This is a genomic window from Spirillospora sp. CA-294931, assembly GCF_050946795.1.
In the GTDB taxonomy this organism is placed as follows: Bacteria; Actinomycetota; Actinomycetes; order Streptosporangiales; family Streptosporangiaceae; genus Spirillospora.
In genome coordinates, this window is the sequence record NZ_CP192006.1 from 5,860,334 (window position 1) to 5,885,096 (window position 24,763).

Genomic DNA, 24,763 nt, shown 5'->3' on the forward strand with positions numbered 1-24,763 from the left:
TGGGGGTCAGCGGTGCAGCCTGGCGTAGTCGCCGCGCCAGTAGGTCAGCGGAGAGCGTTCGGGGAACGCGTCCCCGCCCACGATCCGGCCCAGCAGCATCGTGTGGTCACCGGCCTCGACGGCGCCGCTCAGCTCGCACTCGGCATGGGCGACCGTCGCCTGGAGCAGCGGCATCCCGGTCACCCGGCCGAGGCTCCAGCCCACGCGGTCGAACTTGCCCTCGGTCCCCCGGGACGCGAACAGCTGGGAGATCTCCTGGCCCCGGACCCCGAGGATGTTCACGGCGAAGTGGCCCCGGTCGAAGATCTCGCGCATCGTGCTGCTGACGGTGTTCACGCACGACAGCAGCAGCGGCGGGGAGCTGGAGACGCTGCACAGGGCCGAGCAGGTGAACCCGCGCGGCTCGCCGGAGTCGTCCAGCGTGGTGACCACCGAGACGCCGCTGGCGAACGAGCCCATGACCCGGCGGAACGTCACCGAGTCGACCGAGGGCAGCGGCGAGGTCCGGATGTCGGCCACATGGACGCTGGCGGTCGGCGTCTCGGGGATCATCGCGGCTCACCCCCCTCGGCGAGCGCGAGCAGCCGCGCCCGGTCGGTCTTCCCGTTGCCGGTCCTCGGCAGGTCGCCGACGCGGTGCAGCCGATCGATGATCATGTATTTGGGCAGGCGCTCCGCGCAGTGGCGCTTGACGGCCAGCAGCGACGGGCGGGCGCCGTCCTCCGGGACGGCGAACGCGTGCAGCCGCGCCCTGGTGCCCTCGCCGACCACCAGCACGGCGGCCTCCGAGACGCCGTCCATGGCGGCCAGCGCGGCCTCCACCTCGCCGAGCTCGACCCGGTGCCCGCGCAGCTTGACCATGTGGTCGCGGCGTCCCAGGTAGTGCAGGTCGCCGTCGTCGTCCCGCCGGGCCAGGTCGCCGGTGCGGTAGGGGCCGGTGTGCGGCTCCATGCCCCAGTAGCCGAGCATGACGGTCGGGCCGGTCACCACGACCTCGCCCTCACCGTCCCCGTCCGCCTCGACCGTGACGGTGTCGCCCGAGCAGGCCGTCCCGATCGGGAGCGGGCCCGACCTGGCCAGGTCGGCGTCGGTGACCTCGTAGGACGTGCAGACGTTGGTCTCCGTCGGGCCGTACCAGTTGAGCAGCCGCACCGGCGGCCACTGCTTGCGCAGCGCCTGGACGTGGTGGATCGCGAACGGCTCCCCCGCGAACACGCAGGCCCGCAGGTCGGGCGGGGGCGACCCGTCCAGCAGCCCGCCCTGGCGGATCATCAGGCTGAGCGCGGACGGCACCGAGTACCAGACGGTGATCCGGCTCTCCCGCAGGAAGCGCACCAGCTGCGCCGGGGCGTAGGACATCTCCTCCGGGATCAGGTGGACCGACGCCCCGGCCAGGAAGGCCGCGTAGAGGTCGAAGACCGACAGGTCGAAGTTGAACGGGGCGTGGTTGGACAGCCGGTCGCCCGGCTCGATCTCCAGTTCCCCCGCCGCCCACTCCACGAACGCCAGCGCGTTGCGGTTGCTGATGCACACGCCCTTGGGCGTCCCGGTCGAGCCCGAGGTGTACAGGATGTACGCGGGCGCGTCGGGCCCGGCGTCGTAAGGCACCGGGGGCTCGCCGCCGAGGCTCTCAAGCTCGCGGAAGGCGACCAGCTCCGCGCCCGCCCACCGGGCCGCGCGGGCCTTGGCGGCGCACTCGTCGTCGGCCACCACCAGCGCGGGCTCGGCGCTCGCGGCGATGAGCCCCAGCCTGGCCAGCGGGTTGGACGCCACCACCGGCACATAGAGCGCGCCCAGGCGCAGCGCGGCCTGCATGACCGCGATCGCCCAGGCGCCCTTCTCTCCCCAGATCACCACCCGGTCGCCGGGCCCGACGCCCTTCTCTCGCAGGGCCGCCGCGTACCGGTCGGCGAGCCGGTCCAGCTCGCCGTAGGTCGTCTCGCCCCCGGCGTCGGCCACGGCGAGGGCGTCCGGGAAGCGCCGTGCCGAGTCCGAGAGCAGTTCACGTAACATCACAGTCCCAGCTCCTTCGCGATCAGTTCCCGCTGGATGTCGGAGGTGCCCGAGAAGATGACCGCGGGCACAGTGTCCCGCAGCGCCGCCTCGATGCCGTCCGGGCGCAGATACCCCCGACCGCCGAACAGCCGCACCGCGTCCAGCGCGCTGGCCAGCACGCCCTCGGAGACCGCCAGCTTCGACAGCGGCGTGTAGACCGTCGCCTGCCCGCCCTGGTCGAGCTCCCAGCACGCCCGGTACAGCAGCAGCCGCGCCGACTCCACCCGCAGCTTCATCTCCGCGAGGCGGTGCGAGATGGCCTGGAACGAGGCGATCCGGCGTCCGAACTGGCGGCGCCCGCGGGCGTGCTCGACGCACTGGTCGAGCACCCGGTCGGCCAGGCCGAGGTAGCCGGCGAACAGGCAGCTGCGCTCCCAGCCCATGGAGTGCTGGAAGATCCAGCCGCCCTGGCCCGGCTCGCCGATGACCTGCTCGTCGCGCACGAAGCAGTCCACGAACCGCACGCCGCCCGCCGGGCACTGCGACAGGCCCATCTTCTCCAGCGGATCGCCGGGGACGACCCCGTCCGCCTCGCGGTCCACCACGAACGCGGTGACGCCGAGGTGCCCGGCCTTCTCGTCGGTGGTCGCGTAGGTCACGTAGACGTCGGCGACCGGGCCGTTGCTGACGAAGCTCTTGTGCCCGTTGAGCACCCAGCCGCCGTCGGCCCGCTCGGCGGTCACCGCGAGCCGGGCCACGTCCGAGCCCGCGCCGGGCTCGGTCATGGCGTTGCCCGCGACCAGGTCGCCCGCGCACATCCCGGGCAGCACCCCGACGCGCATCTTCTCGCTGCCGAAGTCGGCGATCGGCATCGCGCACGCGAACAGGTGGGCGCTCGCGGCGAACACCAGGCCGGTGTGCGAGCAGCCGCGCCCGAGCGCCTCCATCATCAGCGCGGTGTCCAGGGCGCCGAGCCCTCCCCCGCCGTAGCCCTCGGGGACCGAGGCGCCCAGCAGGCCCAGCTCGCCGAGCACCCGCCAGTCGTCGCGGCTGAAGAAGGCGGCGGGCGCGGACTTGTCGTCGGGGAACGACAGCCGCACCCCGGCCAGCGTCCGTTCGTACAGGTCACGTTGCCGGTCACTCCAGGCGAAATCCATGTCGCTCCTGAATCGTCGAGTCGGTCGCGTCCCTCACGCCCCGCCGCGCCCCTGGGCCTGGGGATGCTTGGCGCCGGGCAGCGCGGCGACGTCCAGCAGTTCCGAGCCCGCGGCGTCGCGGGGAGCCCTGCGCAGCAGGGCCGTGATGATGGGCGAGGTCATCCCGGTGGTGATCAGCGCCATGAGCACCATCAGCGTGAACAGCTCGGTGCTCAGCAGGCCCAGCCCGTACCCGACGTTGAGCACCACCAGCTCGGTGAGCCCGCGCGTGTTCAGCAGGACGCCGAGCGCGGAGGCGTCCCGCCAGCCCATGCCGGTCAGGCGGGCCGAGAGCGTCACGCCGCCGAGCTTGCCCCCGATCGCCACCGTCACGATCAGCAGCAGCTGGGCCAGCCCGGCCGCCGTGATGGAGTTGAGGTCGACCGACAGGCCCGTGACGACGAAGAACACCGGGAGCAGCAGCCGCCCGGCGTCCTCCAGCGGGATGAGCACCGTGCGCCGCACCAGCTCCCGGTCGCCGGTGCGCGGCATGACCGCGCCGAACAGGAAGGCGCCGAAGATCGCGTGCAGCCCGATCATCGACGTGGCGTACGCGGAGCCGAAGACCCCCGCCGCGATCAGCATCGGGAGGTAGGAGAAGGCGCTCGCGCTGAGGCGCGGGATGAGCCGCGCCAGCAGGGGCCTGACCACCAGCAGCATCGCCAGCAGGTAGACCACGCCCCAGCCCAGGATCGCCTGGAGCTCGCCGCTGCCCGACGAGGTCGCCAGCGCCACCACCACGGCGAGCATCGACCAGGCGAACAGGTCGTCCAGCGCGGCGATCGCCAGCGCGTACGAGCCGATCGGCCGGCGGTGGATGCCGTGCTCGGTGAGCAGCCTGGCCAGGACGGGAAAGGCCGCCACCGACAGCGCCACCCCGAGGAACAGCGCGAAGTGCAGGAACCGCACCGGCTCGCCGTTCACCGTGTCGTGGAACCGGTACAGGACGAAGGCCAGCCCGATCCCGAGGCTCATGCAGATGGTCATGCCGCCCGACCACAGCAGGCCGGTCCGCTTCCCACGGCCGCGCAGCACGCTGCCGTCGAGCTCCCAGCCCACGATGAACATGAACAGCACCACGCCCACCTGGGCCACGACGCTCAGGAACGGCCTGACCTCGACCGGGAACAGCCGTTCGGTCAGGTTCCCGGGGAACAGGCCGACCACGCTCGGGCCGAGACAGATCCCGGCGATGATCTCGGCGATGACCGGCGGCTGGCGCAGGCGGCGGATCAGCACGATGAAGATCGTGGAGGTCAGCAGCAGGATCCCGATGCCGCCGATCGCGGTCGCGTAGACCCAGTCGAGATGCTCGGCCCTTTCCATGGTTCCTTCCCCTCACACGCGCGGGCCGTCACTCAGGCCATGGCCACCGGTGCCTCGATGAGCCGCAGGAACGCCTCGTCGAGATCGTCGGTGCGGGTGGTCTTGCGGATCATCTCCGGGGTGTCGTCGGCGATGATCCGGCCGGCGCGCATCAGCAGGATCCGGTCGCAGCGGGCCGCCTCGTCCATGACGTGGCTGGAGACCAGGATGGTCGCGCCCGTCGACCTGGCCAGGTCGTGGAAGTGGCCCCAGAGCTCGCGGCGCAGCAGCGGGTCCTGGCCGACGGTCGGCTCGTCCAGGACGAGCAGCCGGGGCTTGGCCACCAGGGCGCAGGCCAGGTTGGCGCGCGTGTGCTGCCCGCCGGACAGCTTGCGCACCAACTGCTTGGACTTGGCGCTCAGTCCGACGGTCTCGATCGCGGCGGCGGCGTCCCGCTTGGACTTGCGGTGCAGCGCCGCGAAGTGCCGGACGTTCTCCTCCACGGTGAGGTCGCCGTACACGCTGGGCGACTGGGTCAGGTAGCTGACCTCGCGGCGCAGCGCGGCGGTCCCGGCCGGACGTCCCAGCACGGTGACCCGACCGCTCTTGATCTTCTGCACGCCGACGACGGAGCGCAGCAGGGTCGTCTTGCCGCCGCCGCTCGGGCCCACGAGGCCGGTCACGGTGCCGGACTCCACTTCGAGGTCGATGTCGTCCAGGACCAGGGCGCCACCGCGGTACACGACGAGCTTCCTTATTTGCACGGCCGGTGCGATCACGGATCTCTCCATTCTCCGGGGGGTTTCAGCTGACGTGGATCGGGTGGCCTCAGGCCGTCTGCCTGCGGATGACCGCCGCGACGCAGAGCTGGGCGGCCACGATGAGCGCGACCATGCCGATGCCGTTGGACACCAGCTCCGAGCCGCCGTAGGAGTGTTCGCGGGCCGCCGTCATCGCCCGGGTGACCGTGGAGAACGGGACGTACCGCTCGATGTCCTGGAGCCAGTCGGCGAAGCGCGAGACGGGCCAGAAGACGCCGCAGATCAGCAGCTGCGGCACCATGAGGCCGGGCACCAGCTGGGACGCCTGGCCCTCGTTCTGGCAGATGGCGCTGAAGGCCAGGCCGAGGCTCATGCCGAACACGCCGCACAGCGCGATGACGACCGCCAGCAGCCAGGCCGGGCTCGCCATGTCGATGCCGCTGAGCGTGTACCCGACGGTGATGGTGCACACGGCCTGGACCAGGGAGGCGGCCACGCCCGCGAACAGGTAGGCCGTGACGAGGTCGAGCCGGCTGGCGGGGGTGGCCAGCACCGCCTCCAGGGTCCCCCGGTTGCGCTCGCGCACCACCAGCGTGCTGCCGACCATGTACATCGACAGCGCGGGGAAGGCGCCGAGCATCATCGCGCCGGTCGGGTTGAAGGCCGCGGCGGTGTCGAAGAGGTAGCGCACCAGCACCAGGAGGACGCCGGGCGCGACGAGCAGGAAGACGCGCGAGCGGTGGTCGCGGAAGACCTCGCGCAGGATGCGATGGGCGATCGCCAGCGTGATCCTCAGGGAGAACACGTCGTCTCTCCTTTCTGCTACGCGGTCCGGCGCTTCAGCACGGTGCCCGCGGTCATGCCGGCGAAGGCCAGCACGATCGCGATCGACAGGCTCAGATAGAGCACCAGCGCGGAAGTGACCGAGGAATGGGTGTGGAGTTCGGTGACGGTGCTGACCATGTAGCGCCACGGAGCGATGGTGGCCAGGACCTGCATCCATTCGGGCATCTTGTCGTAGGGCCGGAAAAGGCCGGAGACGCACAGATGGGGAATGGCGACGGCGGGCAGGATCTTGGTGAGCTGCAGCTCGTTGTGCGCCAGGTTCACCGCGAACATGCCGAGCACGACGCCCAGAATGCAGGCCAGCATCGCCAGCAGCCCGACCGCCCACCAGGGACCGGCGCTGTTCAGCCCGAGCAGCCCGTAGGTCACCGAGAGCGTCAGCGCGATCTGCGCGACCGCCGGGACGCTGAAGGCCAGCACATAGCCGACCAGGACGTCCAGCCGGGTGACGGGGCCCGCCAGCAGGTACTCCAGCGAGCCCCGGTACCGTTCGCGCTGAATGGCGAACGCGGTGAAAAGGAACGCCGGGGCGGTCGGGAACAGCCCCATCACCAGCAGGCCGACCCGGTCGAAAGTCCGCGGCGTGTTGTCGAGCATTCCGGCGCACAGGACCATGACGAACATCGGAGAAAGGGTGAACAGGAAGAGCGTCCTGCCGTCCCGTTTCAGCTCCCGGAGAACCCTGGTCGTGACATGCAGGCAATTGCGTGAGATCACGATTACCACCCTTTCTTGGACTCTGGGTCCGCTCTCGGTCAGAGGATGCGGCGGCCTCGGATCATTTCCCTGCTGCTCTCGCGCAGGAAGCCGAGCATCAGCCGCCGGACGTCCGGCGGCGCCTGCCGGGCGGCCCACCACATGGTCTTGGTGACGCGGCGCATGTTGGGGTTGATGAACCGCAGGTCGCGCTCGGTCCAGCCCCAGTGGCGCGGGACGAACGGCGCGCGCTCCAGATGGTCGTACAGCGCGTCGGCCGCCTCGCGCCCGGTGATCCGGCCCAGGTCGTACGCCTCGCACTGCGCGACCATGTCGTTGAACAGCTCGGCGTAGCCCTCGTGGTCGGACCAGTGCAGGCCCGGGTTCTCCACCTCTTCCAGTTCGAGGAGGTGGGCGTCGTCGCCGCTCTTGCGCCAGCGCCGGAACGCCTCCAGCGCGCGGAACGTCCCGGCGTTGGAGCCCCAGGCCCAGATCCGGAAGACCGCCGACCACAGGTCGTGGTCGGAGAAGGACTGGTAGGCCGCGTTGACGAGCCGGTCGTTGCCCTCGAACAGGGCCTGCTGGCGCCGGTCGACCTCCTCGAACCGCTCGGCGGAGAAGTCGTCGTCCTTGACCGCCCGCAGGACGCGCCAGGCCAGCAGGTTCACCGCCTCGCAGGTGTTGTGCAGGCCCCGCGAGAACAGCGGGTCGATGAAGGCCGCGGCGTGCGCGAGCAGCGCCCACCGGTCGCCCACGGTGTGCGAGGAGGAGTACTGCAGCCGGTCGGTGGCCACCCACTCGCGCACCGGCTTGACGCCCTCGAACTGGCGGGCGATGTCGGGGAAGCGGTTGACGTGGTGCCAGAAGTCCTCTTCGGGCGTGACGTCCTTGGGCTTGGGGTAGCGGCGCTCGTCCAGCGTGAGGCCCACGCTGCACAGCGGGTTGCGGGAGGACTCGTGGTTGTCGAAGGCGATGACCCAGAACCAGCCGTGGTCGAAGATGTGGTGGACGGTGCCGTCGTACCAGGGCACCGGCGGGGTGTCGGCCTTGGGACGCCGGAACACGTCGTCGGTCTTGGGCGTGTCCCGCATGTGGTTCCACACCGACCGGGAGTGGTGCTTGTAGCGGCACGGGTTCTCCCGCAACCCGAACTTCTGGGCCAGCGGCGACCGGTAGCCGCTGGCGTCCACGACGTACCTGGCCCGCATCTCCTCGCCCCGGGCGGACGCGATCGTCACGCCCGAGCCGTCGAAGTCCAGGTCCTCGGCGGTGAAGTTGGTGCGGGTCTCGCAGCCGTACTTGATGGCGACGTTGTAGAGGTAGGCGTCGATGTCCTGGCGGAGCATGTGCGCCGCCGGGTGCAGGAGCAGCTTGGGGAAGTTGAACATCGTCAGCTGCCGGGGGTCCTGCTCCTTGCCCTCCTGGTGCGCCATGAAGCCGAAGTGGATCTTCTGCCCGTGCGCGGCGGAGACGATCTTCTGGCAGCCGGTGAACGTCGAGATCGCCATCAGCTCCGGCACGTCGTACCGCAGCGCCATGGTGCGCAGCGTCACCAGCATGTTGGGGATGGTGGACTCGCCGATGGCGAACTTGGGATGGGACTTGCTGTCCAGCAGCAGGACCTTGGCCCCGTTGCGCGCCAGGATGGCGCCCAGCATGGAGCCGGCGAACCCGGAGCCCAGGATGGCGACATCGAAGAGCTCGTTTTTCGTTGTGGTCGGCACTTCTCGCTCCCGGAGGTGAAGGGTTTCGGTGGTCCTAGCACTTGAGGGGGTCGGGGATGCGGAGCTTGCGGCCGAGGTAGCGGCGGCCGGCCAGGAACTGGCGGAACTCCTCGGTGACCTCGAACTCGCCCTTGGCGAAGCGCTTCTTCATGAAGAGCGTCAGGCCGTCGTAGGTCAGCTCCCCGATCGCCGGGGGCGCCTTCTTGCGGGCCCAGCGCAGGGTGCGCAGGATGCCGAAGAACTTGGCGTCCAGGCAGAGCATCTTCGGGTCGGCCAGGCCGAAGGCGGGCGGGATGAAGTCCGCCTCCTTCAGCCGCCGCATGATGGTGTCGGCCGCCTCCCCGGCGTCCAGGCCCTCCCGCTGGACGGCCTGGCACAGCTCGCTCACCTCGCGCAGCAGCTCCAGCACGGGCGCGTACGGAGAGTCCTCGGCGAACGCCTTGCCGCGCCACCACGCGTGCTCCAGCGGATCGAGCACCGCGGTGTCGCCGGTCTGGAGGAATCGGGCGTAGGCACGGTTCACCTCGAAGGTCGCGATGATCTGGCCGAGCGCCCAGATCCGGAACCAGGCGTTCCAGAGCCGCCAGTCGCCGAAGGCGACGTAGGCGTTCGCCACCAGGTCGTCGTTGAAGTCCAGCAGGCCCTGCTCCAGCTCCTGCATGAACGAGAACCGCTCGACCGAGAAGTCGTCGTCGCGGATGGCGTCCAGGAGCCGGTGCGTCAGCGCGTGGACGGTCTCCATCGTGTTCGACATGCCGCGCGAGAAGAGCGGGTCGATGAAGCCGGCCGCGTGCGAGGTCAGGCACCAGCGGTACCCGACCGTCTGGCGGGGCGAGTACTGGAGCCGTCCGGTGCGGACCCAGCTGCGGACCGGGCGCGCCCCCTCGAACTGGGCCGCGACGTCGGGGAACTTGGCCAGGAACGCCTGGAACTCCTCGTCGGGCGAGCAGTCGGGCTCGGGGTGGATCCGCGGGTCGAGCTGGATGCCGACGCTGCACAGCGGGTTGGTCGCCCGGGGGTGGTTGTCGAACGGGATCACCCACATCCACCCGCCGTGGAACATGTGGTGCAGGGTGCCCTCGCCCCAACGGGTGGGGAACCCCTTGTCGGGCTTGGCCACGTCGTCGAACGGCTTGACGCCGGTGAAGTGGTTGAACAGCGACCGGGAGTGGTGCCGGAACCGCGTCGGCTCCTCGCGGAGCGCGAACTTGTCGGCCAGGACCGACTTGTGGCCGCTGGCGTCCACGACGAACTTGGCGCGCAGCGTTCCGCCGGGCGCCAGCTTCAGCGTCGCGCCGTCGTCGTCGATGTCCACGTCGACCACGGGCTGCTGCTGGCGGACCGTGGTGCCGTACTTGACGGCGACCGACAGCATCCAGGAGTCGACGTCCTGGCGGAAGTAGTGGTTCTCGGTGTTGAGGATCTTGGGGATCTGGAAGTGCGTGCGCTGGGCCGGGTCCTGGCGCTCGCCCGCGCGGTGGTAGACGAAGCCGAAGTTCCGTTTGATCCCGCACTGGGTGGTGATGTGCGCGTACACGCCCTCGAACGTGGACAGGTGCTTGATCTCCGGCACCTTGTACCGCTCGGCGAGGAGCCGCAGCATCATCGAGGTGAAGGGGATCGTCGACTCGCCGATGGTGAACTTGGGATGGGTGGCGGCGTCGATCAGCACCACCTTGGCTCCGTTGCGCGCCAGGCACGCGGCGAGGATCGTGCCGGCCACGCCGGAACCGATGATCGCGACGTCGTGGAGGTCCTGGACGTCCCGGCCGTCCGCGGCTAGCTGCCCGCTGACCATGTCATGGCTCCTCTGTCAGAAACTGGGGGCCGCCGACGGCGACTTCAGGCTGCCCAGGTACGGGTGCCACAGATGGGTGGGGTCGTCCTCGACGACCTTGACGATCTCGCGCATCGTGGCCAGGGCGCGGGGCTCGTCGCCGTCCCAGACATCGCCCTGGAGCATCCTCAGCACGTCGAGGCGGTACCGCTCGTCCTGCACGAACGCGGTGAACAGGATGTTCAGCCGGTAGTAGATCGTGATGAACTCGTACCAGTTGCTCACCCCGCGGCGCAGCTTGCTTTCGTACGTGGCGAAGCGCTCCTTGGAGAAGTCGCCCGCCTCGGCCGCCGCGGCGATGTCGTGGCAGGCGATCCGGGCGCTGTTCATCGCGACGCTGACACCGCTGGAGAAGATCGGGTCGACGAAGCGGGCCGCGTCGCCGATCAGGACGAACCGGTCGCCGCAGATCTGCGTCATCCCGTAGCTGTAGTCGCCCTCGGTCTTGAGCGGGCGGACCTGGTCGGAGTTCTTCAGCGCGTCCAGCAGCTCGGGCCGGCTGGCGACGGTGTCCCAGAAGAACCGGTCCCGGTCGCCGCCGTACTCCTTGAACCGCTTCTTCTGGCTGACGACGCCGACCGAGGTGATGGTGTCGGTGATGGGGATCTGCCAGACCCAGGTGTCGGTGACCGGCAGGAAGTGGATGAAGATGTAGTCGGCCTTGGCCTGGTCGACGGCCAGGGCCGTGCGGTCGAAGTCGTCGAACCAGGCGTGCACGGCGTACTGGTTGAACACCGGGTCCGTCTGCTTGAACTTGAGCTGGCCGCCGAGCTGGGTCCGGCGGCCGCTGGCGTCCACGACCATGCGCACGGGGACGCCGACCGCCTGGCCGCCGATCCGGACGTTGACCGTGACCGCCTCGTCGTCGGAGAAGTCGACGTCGCGCACGTGGACGCCCTGGAACACCGTGGCCCCGAGCTCCTCGGCGTGCTTGAGCAGGATGAGGTCGAACTTCCCGCGGTCGACGTGGAAGGTGAAGTCGCGGTCGACCCCGGGCTGGTCGCGCTCGTTGAACAGGATCTCGGCGGCGCGGAAGTCGTGGGTGAGGCCGCGGAAGCCCATGTGGTCGATCGGGCGGTGCTCGGCCGAGGTCCACGCGGCCCCGTACTTCTTGGGGAAGCCGGCGGCCTCCACCTTCTCCATGGCGCCGGTCTCCAGCAGGACCGGGGTGGTCGCCGGGACGAGCGACTCCCCGACATGCTCCCTGGGGAAGTTCTCGCTCTCGAAGAGCGCGACCTTCAGGCCCGCCTTGGCCAGATAGGCGGCGGCCGTCGATCCCGCCGGCCCGCCCCCGATGATGCCGACATCGAACTCTGCGCGCACGTCGCCCTTCCCTTCTGACTCGGCCCTCAGCACGGAGCCGCTTGTGGTTTCTGGTTCGGACCGCGGTCCGGTGTTCAGGCCGCACGCAGCGAGAGCTCGTGGACCATCTCGGTGATGGAGCTCAGGTCACGGAAACGCTTGCCCGTGATGTACATGGGCGGGATGTCCACACCGAACCGGTCCCGGATGTGCGCCATCAGGACGGCGGTGTTCATGGAATTGAGGACCCCCCACTCGAGCAGCGGGGTGTCGCGATCCAGTTCGTCGATCTCCGCCCCCTCCAGGAAATTCCCGGAGACATAGGCGCGGAGTTCCGTGTAGATGTCCTCGGTTTTGAGAGCCATAAGGCCGAACCCTTTCGACTGGTCCTACCCGGGTCACCTTGGTCGGCGGCGATGGGATCCTGCACGGATTCGGGTCGCAGGCGGTTCAAGGATCCGTCCAGACCGGCAAGGAGTGAGGTCACACCGCTGATCGACTCCGTACCGGAAATGGGAATTCGCGCGTCAAGATTGGTCTTCGAGTGAGACACGAACCGGTGAAACCATCTTGTGCCCGAGAACCGCAACCATTCACGGACCTTTTACGGGCCTCCGGCCGAAGAGGAGTGGGGCATGCCCGAGCCGCGGCAGGACCGGTACGAGACCGAGGCTGATCCGGCCGATATCGCGGTCGTCGGGGTCGGTTGCCGATTCCCGGGGGAAGTGCGCGACCTGGACGGCCTGTGGCGAATCCTCATCGAGGGGCGCGATGTCGTCGAGCCGATTCCGGCGGACCGCTGGAACGGATCGTCCACGAAAAACGGGGACGCCGCGCACCACGCGGGCGGATTCCTGTCCGGAATCGATCGCTTCGACGCGGGATTCTTCGGGATATCGCCCCGCGAGGCGCGGCAGATGGACCCGCAGCAGCGGCTGCTGATGGAGGTCGCCTGGGAGGCGATGGAGGACTCGGGCGTCCCCCGGGAGGGCTGGCGGCACTCGGCGACGAGCCTGCATTTCGGGATCCTCGGCTCGGACTACATGGTGCTGCACGCCAAGACCGTCGGGCCCGAGGGCGTGGACCCGTACTTCGCCAGCGGCAAGGAGTTCAGCTTCGCCGCGGGGCGCATCGCCTACACCTTCGACCTGCGCGGCCCGAGCATGACCGTGAACACCGCCTGCTCGTCGTCGCTGGTGGCGGTGCACCTGGCGTGCCAGGGCCTGCGCTCGGGCGAGGTCGACACCGCGCTGGCGGGCGGCGTCAACGCGATGGTGGCGCCCGAGCTGACCCTCTACATGGACCGGGTGCAGGCCCTGTCGCGCACCGGGCGCTGCCGGCCCTTCGACGCGCGCGCGGACGGCGTGGTGCGCGGCGAAGGGTGCGGGATCGTCGTCCTGAAGCGCCTGGAGGACGCCCTGCGCGACCGCGACCAGGTCTACGGGGTGATCCGGGGCTCGGCCGTCAACCAGGACGGCCACAGCGCGGGCCTGACCGCCCCCAGCGCGCCCGCGCAGCGCGAGCTGCTGGTCGCCGCGCTGCGGGCGGCGCGGCTCGGCGCGCGGGAGCCGTGCTTCGTGGAGGCGCACGGCACCGGCACGCCGCTGGGCGACCCGCTGGAGATCTCCGCGCTGGCCGAGGTGCTCGGGGCGGGGCGCGCGGACGGGAGCCCGCTGCTGGTGGGCTCGCACAAGGCCAACTTCGGGCACATGGACTCGGCCGCCGGGATCGCCGGGCTGCTCAAGACCCTGCTGGTGCTGCGGCACCGGACCGTGCCGCCGCAGGTCCACTACGCCACCCCGTCGCCGCTGATCGACTGGGCGGGGTCGGGGGTCGCCGTCCCCACCGCCGCGACTCCGCTCCCGGCCGAGGGGCCGCTGGTGGCGGGGGTCAGCGCCTTCGGCCTGTCCGGCACCAACGCGCACGTGCTGCTGTCCACCCCGCCCGAGCCCGCCCCCGTGGGACGGGAAGAGGGCGCCGCTCCCCCGCACACCGTGACGCTGTCGTCCTCGACGCCCAAGGGCCTGCGGGCGCTGGCCGGGGACTACGCGCGGGCGCTGCGCGAGGAGGACGCTCCGGTCGCCGGGATCGCGGTCGCGTCCACCGTCCGCCGCACCCACCTCGCCCACCGGCTCGCCGTCGTCGGCGACTCCGGCGACGAGCTGGCCGCGGGCCTGGAGGCGTTCGAGCGCGGGGAGGCGCACCCCTCGGTCGCCGACGACCTGACCGAGGAGCAGCCGCCCCCGGTGGCCTTCGTGTTCTCCGGGCAGGGCTCGCAGTGGCCCGGCATGGGCCTGGATCTGTACGGGCGCGAGACGGCGGTCACCGAGACGCTCGACGAGTGCGACGCCGTGATCGCCGCGCACGGCGGCTGGTCGCTGCTGGACGCGCTGCGCGATGAGGAGCCGGCCCGGCTCCGGGCGACCGAGGTGGCACAGCCCGCGCTGTTCGCGCTCCAGGTCGCGCTGGCCCGCCTCTGGCGCTCGTGGGGCGTCGCGCCGGACGTCGTCATCGGGCACAGCATGGGCGAGATCGCCGCCGCGTGCGTCGCGGGCGCGCTCGCCCTCCCGGACGCGGCCCGCCTGATCGTGGACCGGGGCCGGCTGATGCAGCGCGCGACGGGAAGCGGCCGGATGGTCGCGGTGGAGCTGTCGGCCGAGGACGCGCGCCGCCGCCTGGCGGGCGGGCATCCCGAGGTCTGCGTCGCGACCGAGAACGGCCCCCGGTCGGTGGTGCTCGCGGGCCCCGCCGGTCCGGTCGAAAAGGCGGCGCGCGAGCTCGAACGCGACGGGGTGACCACCGTCCCGCTCGGCGTGGACTACGCCTTCCACAGCCCGGCGATGCGCCCGCACGCCGACGAGCTGGAGGGGCTGCTCAAGGACCTGCCGGTCACCGAACCGGAGATCCCGCTGCTGTCCACGGTCGATCCGGCCCTGCGGTCGCCGCTGATGGACGCCGCCTACTGGGGACGGAGCCTGCGCGACCCCGTGCTGCTGTGGCCCGCGGCCGACGCGCTGCTGGCCGAGGGGGACGCCGCGTTCGTCGAGATCGGTGCCCACCCGGTGCTGACCCGGCCGCTGCGCGCGGCGTTGGCCGAGCACGACCGGGTCGGGCCGGTCGTCGGGTCGCTCGCGCGCGGGCAGTCGGGGCCCGCCACGCTGGCCAGGGCCCGGGCCCGGCTGCACACGGCCGGGATCGGCGTCGACTGGGCGGCGGTGGCGGGCGGGCCCGTCCGGGCCGTCCACCTCCCGCCGCCACGCTGGGCGGACGAGCGGCACTGGCTGCCCGGCGTCACCCGGGGGCAGCAGGAGGGGGCGGCCTCGCCCGCCGCCGTGCGCGCCGAGGTGCGGCTCTACGACGCGGCGGGCGAGCTGATCGCCGAACTCTCCGGCGCCCCCGGGGAGGTGCGTCCCGTTGAGGAGCCCGCGCCGAACGCCCCGACGCCCGTTCCGGCGCCGGTCCCCGACCGGGAGCGGGCCGCCGCGGTCGTCCACCGGGTGCTGCTGGACGTGCTGGGCCACCCGCCCGGCCACCGCCTCCCGCGCACGCGCGGCCTGTTCGACCTCGGCCTGGACTCGGTCTCGACGGTCCGGTTCGCCCGCGATCTGGAGGAGGCGCTGGGCTGCGAGGTGACCGGCGCCGACGTCCTGGCGCACGCGACGATCGACGCGCTGGCCGACCACGTCCTCTCCCTCGGCCCGACGACGCGGGAGACCTCCGCCGAACCGGGGCCCGCACCCGAGCCCGAACGCGCCGCCGTCCGGCCGGGCGGCGCGGAGCCGATCGCGATCGTCGGCATCGGCTGCCGGCTGCCCGGCGGCGTCCACGGCCCGGCCGGCTTCTGGCGGCTGCTGTCCGAGCGGACCGACACCACGGGCGAGGTCCCCGCCGACCGCTGGAACGCCGCCGCGCTGCTGGCCGACGGGCAGGTCTCCCCGGGGACCACGGTGACGGGCCGGGGCGCCTTCCTGGACGCCATCGACGGCTTCGACAACGCCTTCTTCCGGGTCTCGCCGCACGAGGCGCGGAGCATGGACCCGCAGCAGCGGCTGTTCCTGGAGGTGGCGTGGGAGGCGCTGGAGGACGCGGGCCTGCCCGCCGAGCGGCTGCGCGGCGGCCGCACCGGGGTCTTCGTCGGGCTGAACACCACCGACTACCAGCAGCTCGTCACGGCCCAGGCCACCGACATCGACCTGTACTACGGCACCGGGAACTCCTTCAGCGGCGCCGCCGGGCGGCTGTCGTACTTCCTGGGCGTGCGGGGGCCGAGCATCGCCGTCGACACCGCCTGCTCCTCGTCGCTGACGGCCGTGCACCTGGCGTGCCAGAGCCTGCGCACCGGGGAGAGCGAGGTGGCCCTGGCCGGGGGCGCCAACGCGATGTGCACGCCTACGGTGTTCCTGTCGATGTCGTCGGCCGGGGCGCTGGCGCCGGACGGCCGGTGCAAGACCTTCGACGACTCCGCCGACGGCTACGGGCGCGGCGAGGGCAGCGGCGCCGTCGTCCTCAAGACGCTGTCGCGCGCCCTGAAGGACGGCGACCGCGTCTACGCGGTGATCCGCGGCAGCGCCGTGAACCAGGACGGCGCCAGCGGCGGGCTGACCGTGCCCAGCGGCGAGGCCCAGCAGGAGGTCGTCCGGGCGGCGCTGGAGCAGGCGGGCGCGCGGCCCGCACAGATCGGCTATGTCGAGGCGCACGGGACCGGGACCCGGCTGGGCGACGCGATCGAGCTGCGGGCGCTGTCGGCCGAGCTGGGCGCCGGGCGCGACGCCCGCGACCCGCTGCTGGTGGGCTCGGTGAAGACCAACATGGGGCATCTGGAGGCGGCGTCCGGGATCGCCGGGCTGATCAAGACGGTGCTGGCGCTGCACCACGAGGAGATCCCGGCGCACCTGCACGTCAGCACCCCGACCCGCCAGGTGGACTGGGAGCGCCTGGCGGTGCGGGTGGCCACCGACCCGGTGTCCTGGCCGCGCGGGAGCCGTCCGAGGCTCGCCGGGGTGAGCGCCTTCGGGTTCACCGGCACCAACGCGCACGTCGTGGTGCAGGAGGCTCCGGTCCAGGCTCCTCCGGCCGGGCGCGAGGCCGCGCCGGGACGCCCGCTGGCGCTCGCCGTGTCCGGCGCGACGCGCGCGGCGCTGGACGCGGCGGCCGACCGCCTGCGCGCGGCCCTGCGCGACGTGCCGGACGCGGACCTGCCGCACCTGTGCTGGACGTCGGGCGCGCGGCGGACGCATCACGAGCACCGCGCCGTCGTCGTCGGCGCCGGACGGCGTGACCTGGTCGCGGGCCTGGACGCCGTCCGGGACGGGACGGAGCGTCCCGGCGTGCGCGCGGGCGTCGCGCGTCCGGGCGAGCACAAGCGCCTGGCCTTCTACTTCGGCCCCGAAGCGCCCGCGCCGGTCGACGGCGTCCCGGACGACCCGCCCTGGGCGGCCGACCTCGGCGAGGCGTTCGCGCTGTGGCGCGCGGGCACGGTTCCCGAGGCCGGTTCGCCGGAGCGGGACCTGGTGACGCTCGCGGGCCATCTGGCCATGACCGCCGTGTGGGAGTCGTACGGCCTCGTCCCGGACACCGCCGTGGGCACGGGCGCCGGAGCCTACGCCGCCGCGTGCGCGACGCGGGAGCTGAGCGTGGCCGACGCGGCCGGGATGCTGACCGGTGAGCACCGCTCCGGCGGCGACCCGCCGGGCGTCCCGGCCCGGTACCGGGTCCGGGGCGAGTGGGCGGACATCGCGGAGCGGGTCACCGGCGACGGCGCCGAGGCCGTGCTGGGAGTGGACGGCCCGTCCGGCGACGGCCCGCTGGCGGTGTCGGCGCCACCCGGAGCCGGTCCCGGCGACCTGCTCGACGTGGTCGCGGCCCTGCACGCGCACGGCTGCCGGGTGGACTGGGACCGGGTCGTCCCTGCTGGTGGCAGGCTCGTCGCGCTGCCGCGCTACCCGTGGCAGCACCGCTCGCACTGGATCGCGGCGGCGCCCGCCGAGAAGGCTCCGGCGGCGCCGGAGCAGCCCGAAGAGACCGGACGCCTGGCGGCCGAGGTGGCCGCGCTGCCCCCGGACGCGCGCCGCGACCATGTCATCGAGGCGGTCATCGAGCTGGCCTGCGCCGTGCTCGGCGGCGTCGACGACATAGCGCCCGACCAGGGGTTCTTCGATCTGGGCATGGACTCGGTGCTCTCGGCCCGGCTGAAGGCCGCCGCCGAGCGCGACCTCGGGTGCGAGCTGCCCGGCACCGTGATGTTCGAGTGCCCCAACGCCGCGTCGTTCGCCGACTTCATCCTCGCCGAGGTGCTCGACCTCGGCACCGCCACCGGGGAGGGCCCGGGCGGGGACGGCCCCGACGGGCTGGACGACCTGGACGAGCAGGCCCTGGCCGACCGCCTGCTGACCGCGATCGCCACGGCCGAATCGATGCTGAACGAAGGAGACCGCACATGAGCACCCCCGACAAGCGGGGCCCACTCGTCGAGGCCGCCCGGACCATCGAGCGGCTCCAGCGCCAGCTGCGCGAGCGCCCCGCGGAGGCCGCCCGCGAGCCCATCGCCGTCATCGGGCTCGGCTGCCGGTTCCCGGGAGGCGCGGACACGCCCGAGCGCTTCTGGAGGCTGCTGGCCGACGGCGTGGACGCGATCCGCGAGTTCCCCGCCGAGCGGGGCGACGCCGCCGCCGTCTACCACCCCGACCCCGACGAGCCGGGCAAGGCCTACACCGTCCAGGGCGGCTTCCTGGACGAGGTCGACCGGTTCGAACCGGCCGCGTTCGGGATCTCGCCGCGCGAGGCGCTCGGCATGGACCCGCAGCAGCGGCTCGCGCTGGAGGTGGCCTGGGAGGCCCTGGAGCGGGCCGGGCAGGCGCCCGACCAGCTGGCGGGCAGCGCGACCGGCGTCTTCATGGGCCTCAGCACGACCGACTACGTGCGGATGCGGCAGAGCGAGGGCGACATCCGCGACGTGGACGCCTACCAGCTGATGGGCGAGCCCAGCTTCGCGGCCGGGCGGATCTCCTACACGCTGGGCCTGGAGGGCCCCTGCAAGGTCATCGACACCACGTGCTCGTCCTCGCTGGTCGCGGTGCACGACGCGTGCCAGGCGCTGCGCCTGGGCGAGTGCGACCTGGCGCTGGCGGGCGGAGTGAACATGATCCTCTCGCCCTACGGCTACGTGCTGATGAGCAAGTTCAAGGCCCTGTCGCCGGACGGCCGCTGCAAGACCTTCGACGCCGCCGCCGACGGGTACGCCCGCGGCGAGGGCGCCGGGGTGCTGGTGCTCAAGCGGCTGTCGGACGCGGTGAGGAACCGCGACCCGGTCCTGGCCGTGGTGGCGGGGTCGGCGGTCAACCACGACGGCCGCTCCAGCGGGCTGACCGTGCCCAACCCCGCCGCCCAGCAGAAGGTGATCAGGGCGGCGCTCGCGCAGGGCCGGATCGACCCGGCCGAGATCGACTATGTCGAGGTGCACGGCACCGGCACCGCGCTCGGCGACCCGATCGAGCTGCGCGCCCTGGAGGCGGTCGTGGGGCGGCACCACGGCGACGGCGCGCCGCTGCTGGTCGGGTCGGTCAAGACCAACATCGGGCATCTGGAGCCCGCGGCGGGCGTGGCGGGCCTGATCAAGGTGGTGCTCGCGCTGCGGAACCGCCGGATCCCGCCCCACCTGCACTTCACCAGCCCCAACCCGAACGTGGACTGGGACCGGCTGCACATCCGGGTCGCCGCCGAGGGGACGCCCTGGCCCGAGCACGACCGGCCCCGGGCGGGCGCGGTCAGCAGCTTCGGGGTCAGCGGCACCAACGCCCACTGCGTCGTCCGCTCCCCCGACGAGCCCGAGCCGCTCTCGGCCGGGGAGCCGCCGGACGCGGCGCCGGGCGTCCTGCTCCTGTCGGCGCACACCCCGCAGGCCCTGGCCCAGCTCGCGGGCCGGTACGCCGACCATCTGCGCGCCGAGCCCGGTCTCGGGCTCGCCGACGTCTGCTACACCACCCAGGTCGGGCGCGGCCGCCAGCGGCACGGGCTGGCCGTGGCGTCCGGCTCGCTGGAGGAGATGGCCGAGGCCCTCGGGGCCCACTCCCAGGGCTCGCGCCATCCGCTGCTGCGGGCCGAGGAGCTGCCGGGGCGCAAGCACCGCAAGGCCGCCTGGCTGTTCACCGGGCAGGGCGCACAGTACGCCGGGATGGCGTCCGGGCTGAGGGACGAGCCCGCCTTCGCCGAGGCGTTCGGCCGGTGCGCCGAGCTGTTCGACCCGCTGCTCGACCGTCCCCTCCGCGACGTGCTCTGGCCCGAGGACGAGGACGACGGCGCGATCGACGACACCCGCTACACCCAGCCCGCGCTGTTCGCGGTCGAGTACGCCCTGGCCCGGCTCTGGCAGTCCTGGGGCCTGGCCCCCGGGGCGCTGGCCGGGCACAGCATCGGCGAGATCGTCGCCGCGTGCCTCGCCGGGGTCTTCGAGCTTCCGGACGCCGTCCGGCTCGTGGCCGCCAGGGCCGCCCTGATGGCCGGGCTCCCGGCGGGCGGGGTGATGACGGCCCTGGAGACCACCGAGGAGACGGCGCTGGAGGCGATCGGCGAGCGCGCCTCGACCGTCTCCGTGGCCGCCGTGAACGGGCCGGGCAGTGTGGTGATCTCCGGCGCGGCCGACGACGTCGCCGCGATCGAGGCCGAGCTGGCCGGTCGCGGCGTCACGGCCCGGCGCCTGACGGTGTCGCACGCCTTCCACTCGCCGCTGCTCGCGCCGATGCTGGAGGAGTTCCGCGCGGTCGCGGCCGGGATCGAGCACCGGGAGCCGGCCGTCCCGCTGGTGTCCAACGTGACGGGACGGTTCTGGGAGCCCGGGGACGGCGGGCCGGACTACTGGGTGCGGCACGCCGCGGGGACGGTCCGCTTCCACGACGGGCTCCGGGCCCTGCACGACGGCGGCTACCGCACGTTCGTCGAGATGGGTCCCGCCCCCGTCCTGTGCGGGCTGGGCTCCCGCGCGATCGACGACCCCGAATGCGCGTGGATCGGGACGCAGCGCCGCCGTGCCGACGACCGCGTGGCGGCGCGCTCGGCGCTGGGGGCGGCGAGCCTGCGCGGGGTCGCCGTGGACTGGGAGAAGGTCCACGGCGACTCCGAGCCCCGGCGCGTCCCGCTCCCCACCACGGTCTGGAGGGGCACGCCGTACTGGTTCGAGGAGAAGCGCGACAAGGCGCCCTCGTCGTCCGGGGCGGCCCCGGCGGCGGAGGTGTTGTCCGGCGATCTCCCCGGGGGGATGCGCAGGCTCCGCGCCGCCGTCGCCACCTATCAGGCCGACCTCGACTCCCCGTTCTGGGCGCGCTACACCCGCACCGGCGCGGCGGGCCCCTTCCTGTCGATCGGCGGTATCGGCATCGTGGTCAACGCCGCCGTCGCCGACGCGATGGGCGGGCCGTGGCCGCGCGCCGAGGACATGGAGCTCGACCAGCGCGTGCCGATGGACGACACCGGCCGCGTCCTGCAGATCACGGTCGTGCCCGGCGCCGCCGGGGAGGCCGTGGTGGAGCTCCATTCGCTGTCGCGGGCCGAGGAGGACGCGGGCGCGCCCTGGCAGCGCCACGGGCGGGGCGTGGTGCGGCGGCGGCCGTCCGGCCGGGGCCTGCTCCCTCCGTCCCCGGACGACTTCGACCCGGGCGACTACGACCGCGCGATCGCCTACGAGGGCGGCTCGCTGCCCTCGGCCCTGGTCGCCGCGATCAACGGCGCCCGCCGGGGCTGCGAGGGCGTGCTGGTGGCGCTGGAGCCCCGGTCCGAGCCCGACCCCGCCGACGAGTGGGCCTCGGTGCTCGACGCGTCCGTCGCCGCGCTCGCCTGGGCGGCGGGCGGGACCGGGGCGCGGGACGGGGCACGGGACGGTGTCGGACGCGCCCGCCGCCTGGCCGAGGGCACGGTGCGCGATCCCGGCCGGGTCCGCTACGTCACGGCGGTGGCCGAGGCGCGCGACGACGGCGCGGTGACCGGGGACGTGGTGTTCCTCGCCGAGGACGGCTCCTACCTCGGCGGGCTGCGCGCCCTGGAGGTGGCCGAGGACCGGGCGGAGACGGCGGGCGCGGGCTGGCGCCCGCCGGGCGAGCTGCTGTACGACGTGGAATGGGAGCGCCTGGAGCCGTCCTCTCCGCCGCGCGTGCGCGGTGAGCACGTCGTGCTGCTGGCCGACCGCGGCGGCACCGCGGCGGCGCTGGCGGCGCGGCTGCGCCAGGGCGGCGCCCGCTGCGAGGTGGTCGAGCCGGACGAGGCCGCGACGTTCCCCTTCGACGACTGGGCCCGGCCCGAGGCGCCCGGCCGGGTCGTCGTCCTCACCGGCCTGGACGCGCCCGATCCCGAGAAGGCCGACACCGAGGCCGTGACCGGCTTCCTGCGCCACGGCGAGCTGACCGTGGCCGCGCTCGTCCAGGGCATGCTGGAGCGCCCCGCCTACGCGCGGACGAAGGTATGCCTGGTCACCCGGGGCGCCGTGCCCGCCGAGAACCGCCTCACCTCCCCCTTCGCCGGGACGCTGTGGGGACTCGGCCGCGTCATCGCGCTGGAGCACCCCGAGCACTGGGGAGGCGCCGTCGACCTGGACCCGTCCGCCCCGGACGACGCCGACATCGACGCGCTGGTCGCGGCGCTGTTCTCCGGGACGGCCGAGGACGAGCACGCCCTGCGCGACCGCGAGCGGTTCGTCCCCCGGCTGGCCCGGCGCGCCCCCGAGGCGCGCGAGCTGCGCCGCACGCCGCGGATCAGCCCGTCGGGCGCCTACCTCGTCACCGGCGCGTTCGGCGGCATCGGGCAGACGGTCGGGCGGTGGCTGGCCGAGCGGGGCGCCGGGAAGGCCGTCCTGCTGAGCCGCACCCCGCTCCCGCCGAGGCGGGAGTGGGACGGCGACCTCGCGCCCGCCACGGCCGAGCGCGTCGCCTTCGTCCGCCAGTTGGAGGCCCTGGGCACGGTCGTGGAGGTGGTGGCCGCCGACGTCGCCGACCCCGTCCAGATGGAGCCGGTGATCGCGGCCCTGCGCGAGGGCCCCCACCCGCTGCGCGGCGTCGTGCACGCGGCGGGCGTGTCGGACCCGCAGTTCCTGCGCGACGTCCCGGTCGCCGAGCCGGTGGCCTACGAGGGCGTCTGGCGTCCCAAGGTGGTCGGCGGATGGCTGCTGCACCGGCTGACCGGCGGCCTTGACCTGGACTTCTTCCTGGGGTTCTCCTCGATCGCCGCGACCTGGGGCTCGCAGCACCTGGCGAGCTACTCGGCGGGCAACGCGTTCCTGGACGCGCTCGCCGGGTACCGGCGCGGCCGGGGCCAGGCCGCGCTGACCGTGGCGTGGGGGCCGTGGGACCTGCCCTCGGCCCTGTTCGACGAGGAGGTGCTGCGGTTCCTGACCTCGACGGGCCTGCGCACGCTGTCGGCGCCGCAGTGCCTGCGGCTGCTGGGCATGCTCCTGGCCGGGCCCGCCGCCCACGCGGTGGTCTGCGCGGCCGACTGGGGCACGTTCAAGCCCGTCATGGAGGCCAGGATCGACCGGCCGCTGCTGCGGGCGATCGACGTCGCCGACGACGACGGGGCGGCCGCCGCGCCGCTGCTGGACGACCTGACCGCCGCCGATCCCGCGCGGCGGACCGCGATGCTCATCGGCTATCTCCAGGACGCGCTCGGCGACGTCCTCGGCATCGCGCCCCGCGACATCGCCGTGGAGGACGACGTGATCGGATACGGGCTCGACTCGCTGATGGTGATGGAGATCGTCAAGCGCTGCCGGCGCGACCTCCAGGTCAACGTCCGGCCCAACCGGTTCTTCGCCCAGACGACGCTGGGCGAGTGGGCCGAGCTGCTGCACGAGGAGCTGGGCGGCCTCGCCGCCGCCGAGACCGAGGACGGCGACACCGACCTGACCACGCCCGAGGCGATCTCGCCGCACGTGACGCTCGACCCGGCGATCCGTCCCGAGGGCCCGCTGGGCGAGGGCCATCTGAACCCGCGCCGGGTGCTGCTGACCGGCGCCACCGGCTTCGTCGGCGCCTACCTGCTGGACGAGCTGCTGGCCGCCACGGAGGCCACGGTGGTCTGCCTGGTGCGCTGCGACGGGCGCGACGACGGCCTGGCCCGGATCCGCGCCAACCTCGAACGCTACCTGCCCTGGCGTGAGGACCGGGCGGACCGGATCGAGGTGCTGCCGGGCGACCTGGCCGAGCCGCTGCTGGGGCTGGGCGAGGACGGCTTCGACACACTGGCCCGGAGCCTCGACGCCATCTACCACTGCGGTGCCTGGGTCAACTTCTCCTACACCTACCGGCAACTGGAGGCGGCCAACATCGACGGCGTGGCCGAGATCCTCCGGCTGGCCTGCCGGGGGCCGCTGACGCCGGTCAGCCATGTCTCGACCTACGGGATCTGGGGCATCCCCGCCGACGGCCGGACGGTGATCGCCGAGACCGACCCCATCGCCTCGGCGGGCAAGCTGGTCACCGGCTACGTGCAGTCCAAGTGGGCCGCCGAGCGGCTGGTGGAGATCGCGCGCGAGCGCGGGATCCCGGTGGACGTGCACCGGCCCGGCCGGGTCTTGGGCGACTCGCGCACCGGCGCCTGCCTGACGACCCACTTCACCACCCGGGTCATCAAGGGCTGCGTGCAGCTCGGGATGGCGCCCGACCTCGATCTGGAGGTCGAGATGACGCCGGTCGACTACGTCGGCGCGGCGCTGGTCGCGATCTCCCGGACGCCGCACGACTTCGGCGGGGATTACCATCTGGTCAACCGCGCGAAGATGCGATTCGGCGATCTGATCCGCCAGGTCGCGGCGCACGGATGGCCCGTGGAAGTGGTTCCGGTCGACCGCTGGTGGCAGGAACTGCAGAATTCCTTCGGGGAACGCGACAACGAACTGCATCCGGTACTGGAAGTCGTCGAGGAGTTCGTGGTCGGCGGCGAAGAGGCGATCGATTACGACACGGCGCGGGCCGAAAATGCGCTGGCCGGTTCCGGAGTGAGCTGCCCGCCCCTCGACGAACGGCTGCTCGCCACCTATTTCACCTGGATGAAGGACACCGGATATCTGCCCGGGTAGGCCTGTTCAAACACAACGGGGGCCCGCCGACCGTCAAGGCCGGCGGGC

The 24,763-nt window shown here is 72.8% G+C and carries 13 protein-coding genes; 2 read left to right on the forward strand and 11 right to left on the reverse strand.

Going from position 1 to position 24,763, the window contains the following annotated elements:
- Positions 1 to 6: 6 nt before the first annotated feature.
- The 11 genes from ACQPY4_RS26535 to ACQPY4_RS26585 form a co-directional block, all read right to left on the reverse strand.
- Entirely contained in the window at positions 7 to 552 is a 546-nt protein-coding gene (locus ACQPY4_RS26535) for a flavin reductase family protein (protein WP_433325176.1), read from the reverse strand.
- Positions 549 to 2,012 (reverse strand): amino acid adenylation domain-containing protein, encoded by a 1,464-nt coding sequence (locus tag ACQPY4_RS26540; protein ID WP_433325178.1) that lies wholly within the window; start codon positions 2,010 to 2,012, stop codon positions 549 to 551. The genes ACQPY4_RS26535 and ACQPY4_RS26540 overlap by 4 nt, the downstream gene beginning before the upstream one ends.
- Positions 2,012 to 3,151, reverse strand: coding sequence for an acyl-CoA dehydrogenase family protein (locus ACQPY4_RS26545; protein WP_433325180.1), 1,140 nt, complete (start codon positions 3,149 to 3,151; stop codon positions 2,012 to 2,014). The genes ACQPY4_RS26540 and ACQPY4_RS26545 overlap by 1 nt, the downstream gene beginning before the upstream one ends.
- Positions 3,152 to 3,184: 33 nt before the next feature.
- Entirely contained in the window at positions 3,185 to 4,516 is a 1,332-nt protein-coding gene (locus tag ACQPY4_RS26550; protein ID WP_433325182.1) for a cation:proton antiporter domain-containing protein, read from the reverse strand.
- A 32-nt stretch (positions 4,517 to 4,548) separates the two neighbouring features.
- A complete protein-coding gene (locus ACQPY4_RS26555; protein WP_433325184.1) occupies positions 4,549 to 5,274 on the reverse strand; it encodes an ABC transporter ATP-binding protein in 726 nt (241 codons plus the stop codon).
- A gap of 49 nt (positions 5,275 to 5,323) precedes the next feature.
- A complete protein-coding gene (locus tag ACQPY4_RS26560) occupies positions 5,324 to 6,061 on the reverse strand; it encodes an ABC transporter permease (protein WP_433325186.1) in 738 nt (245 codons plus the stop codon).
- Between the two features lie 17 nt (positions 6,062 to 6,078).
- Positions 6,079 to 6,819, reverse strand: coding sequence for an ABC transporter permease (locus ACQPY4_RS26565; protein ID WP_433325188.1), 741 nt, complete (start codon positions 6,817 to 6,819; stop codon positions 6,079 to 6,081).
- A gap of 38 nt (positions 6,820 to 6,857) precedes the next feature.
- Complete coding sequence (locus ACQPY4_RS26570) at positions 6,858 to 8,522, reverse strand: NAD(P)/FAD-dependent oxidoreductase (protein WP_433325190.1); 1,665 nt, start codon at positions 8,520 to 8,522, stop codon at positions 6,858 to 6,860.
- Positions 8,523 to 8,556: 34 nt separating this feature from the next.
- Positions 8,557 to 10,320, reverse strand: a complete 1,764-nt coding sequence (locus tag ACQPY4_RS26575) for an NAD(P)/FAD-dependent oxidoreductase (protein ID WP_433325192.1) — start codon at positions 10,318 to 10,320, stop codon at positions 8,557 to 8,559.
- Between the two features lie 15 nt (positions 10,321 to 10,335).
- A complete protein-coding gene (locus ACQPY4_RS26580) occupies positions 10,336 to 11,682 on the reverse strand; it encodes an NAD(P)/FAD-dependent oxidoreductase (protein WP_433325194.1) in 1,347 nt (448 codons plus the stop codon).
- 74 nt (positions 11,683 to 11,756) lie between these two features.
- Positions 11,757 to 12,026, reverse strand: coding sequence for an acyl carrier protein (locus ACQPY4_RS26585; RefSeq protein WP_433325196.1), 270 nt, complete (start codon positions 12,024 to 12,026; stop codon positions 11,757 to 11,759).
- A gap of 270 nt (positions 12,027 to 12,296) precedes the next feature.
- Here ACQPY4_RS26585 and ACQPY4_RS26590 point away from each other — a divergent pair, with 270 nt between their 5' ends.
- Both ACQPY4_RS26590 and ACQPY4_RS26595 read left to right on the forward strand, forming a co-directional pair.
- Positions 12,297 to 18,101, forward strand: a complete 5,805-nt coding sequence (locus ACQPY4_RS26590) for a beta-ketoacyl synthase N-terminal-like domain-containing protein (protein ID WP_433325198.1) — start codon at positions 12,297 to 12,299, stop codon at positions 18,099 to 18,101.
- The gene (locus ACQPY4_RS26595) at positions 18,098 to 24,715 is read left to right on the forward strand and encodes a thioester reductase domain-containing protein (RefSeq protein ID WP_433325200.1); all 6,618 of its coding nucleotides are present in this window, start codon (positions 18,098 to 18,100) and stop codon (positions 24,713 to 24,715) included. The genes ACQPY4_RS26590 and ACQPY4_RS26595 overlap by 4 nt, the downstream gene beginning before the upstream one ends.
- Positions 24,716 to 24,763 lie beyond the last annotated feature (48 nt).

Bases quoted from the DNA above. Each gene is read 5' to 3' on its own strand.
- ACQPY4_RS26535 (WP_433325176.1), bottom strand. From the start codon at position 552: ATGATCCCCGAGACGCCGACCGCCAGCGTCCATGTGGCCGACATCCGG.
- ACQPY4_RS26540 (WP_433325178.1), bottom strand. From the start codon at position 2,012: ATGTTACGTGAACTGCTCTCGGACTCGGCACGGCGCTTCCCGGACGCC.
- ACQPY4_RS26545 (WP_433325180.1), bottom strand. From the start codon at position 3,151: ATGGATTTCGCCTGGAGTGACCGGCAACGTGACCTGTACGAACGGACG.
- ACQPY4_RS26550 (WP_433325182.1), bottom strand. From the start codon at position 4,516: ATGGAAAGGGCCGAGCATCTCGACTGGGTCTACGCGACCGCGATCGGC.
- ACQPY4_RS26575 (WP_433325192.1), bottom strand. From the start codon at position 10,320: ATGGTCAGCGGGCAGCTAGCCGCGGACGGCCGGGACGTCCAGGACCTC.
- ACQPY4_RS26585 (WP_433325196.1), bottom strand. From the start codon at position 12,026: ATGGCTCTCAAAACCGAGGACATCTACACGGAACTCCGCGCCTATGTC.
- ACQPY4_RS26590 (WP_433325198.1), top strand. From the start codon at position 12,297: ATGCCCGAGCCGCGGCAGGACCGGTACGAGACCGAGGCTGATCCGGCC.
- ACQPY4_RS26595 (WP_433325200.1), top strand. From the start codon at position 18,098: ATGAGCACCCCCGACAAGCGGGGCCCACTCGTCGAGGCCGCCCGGACC.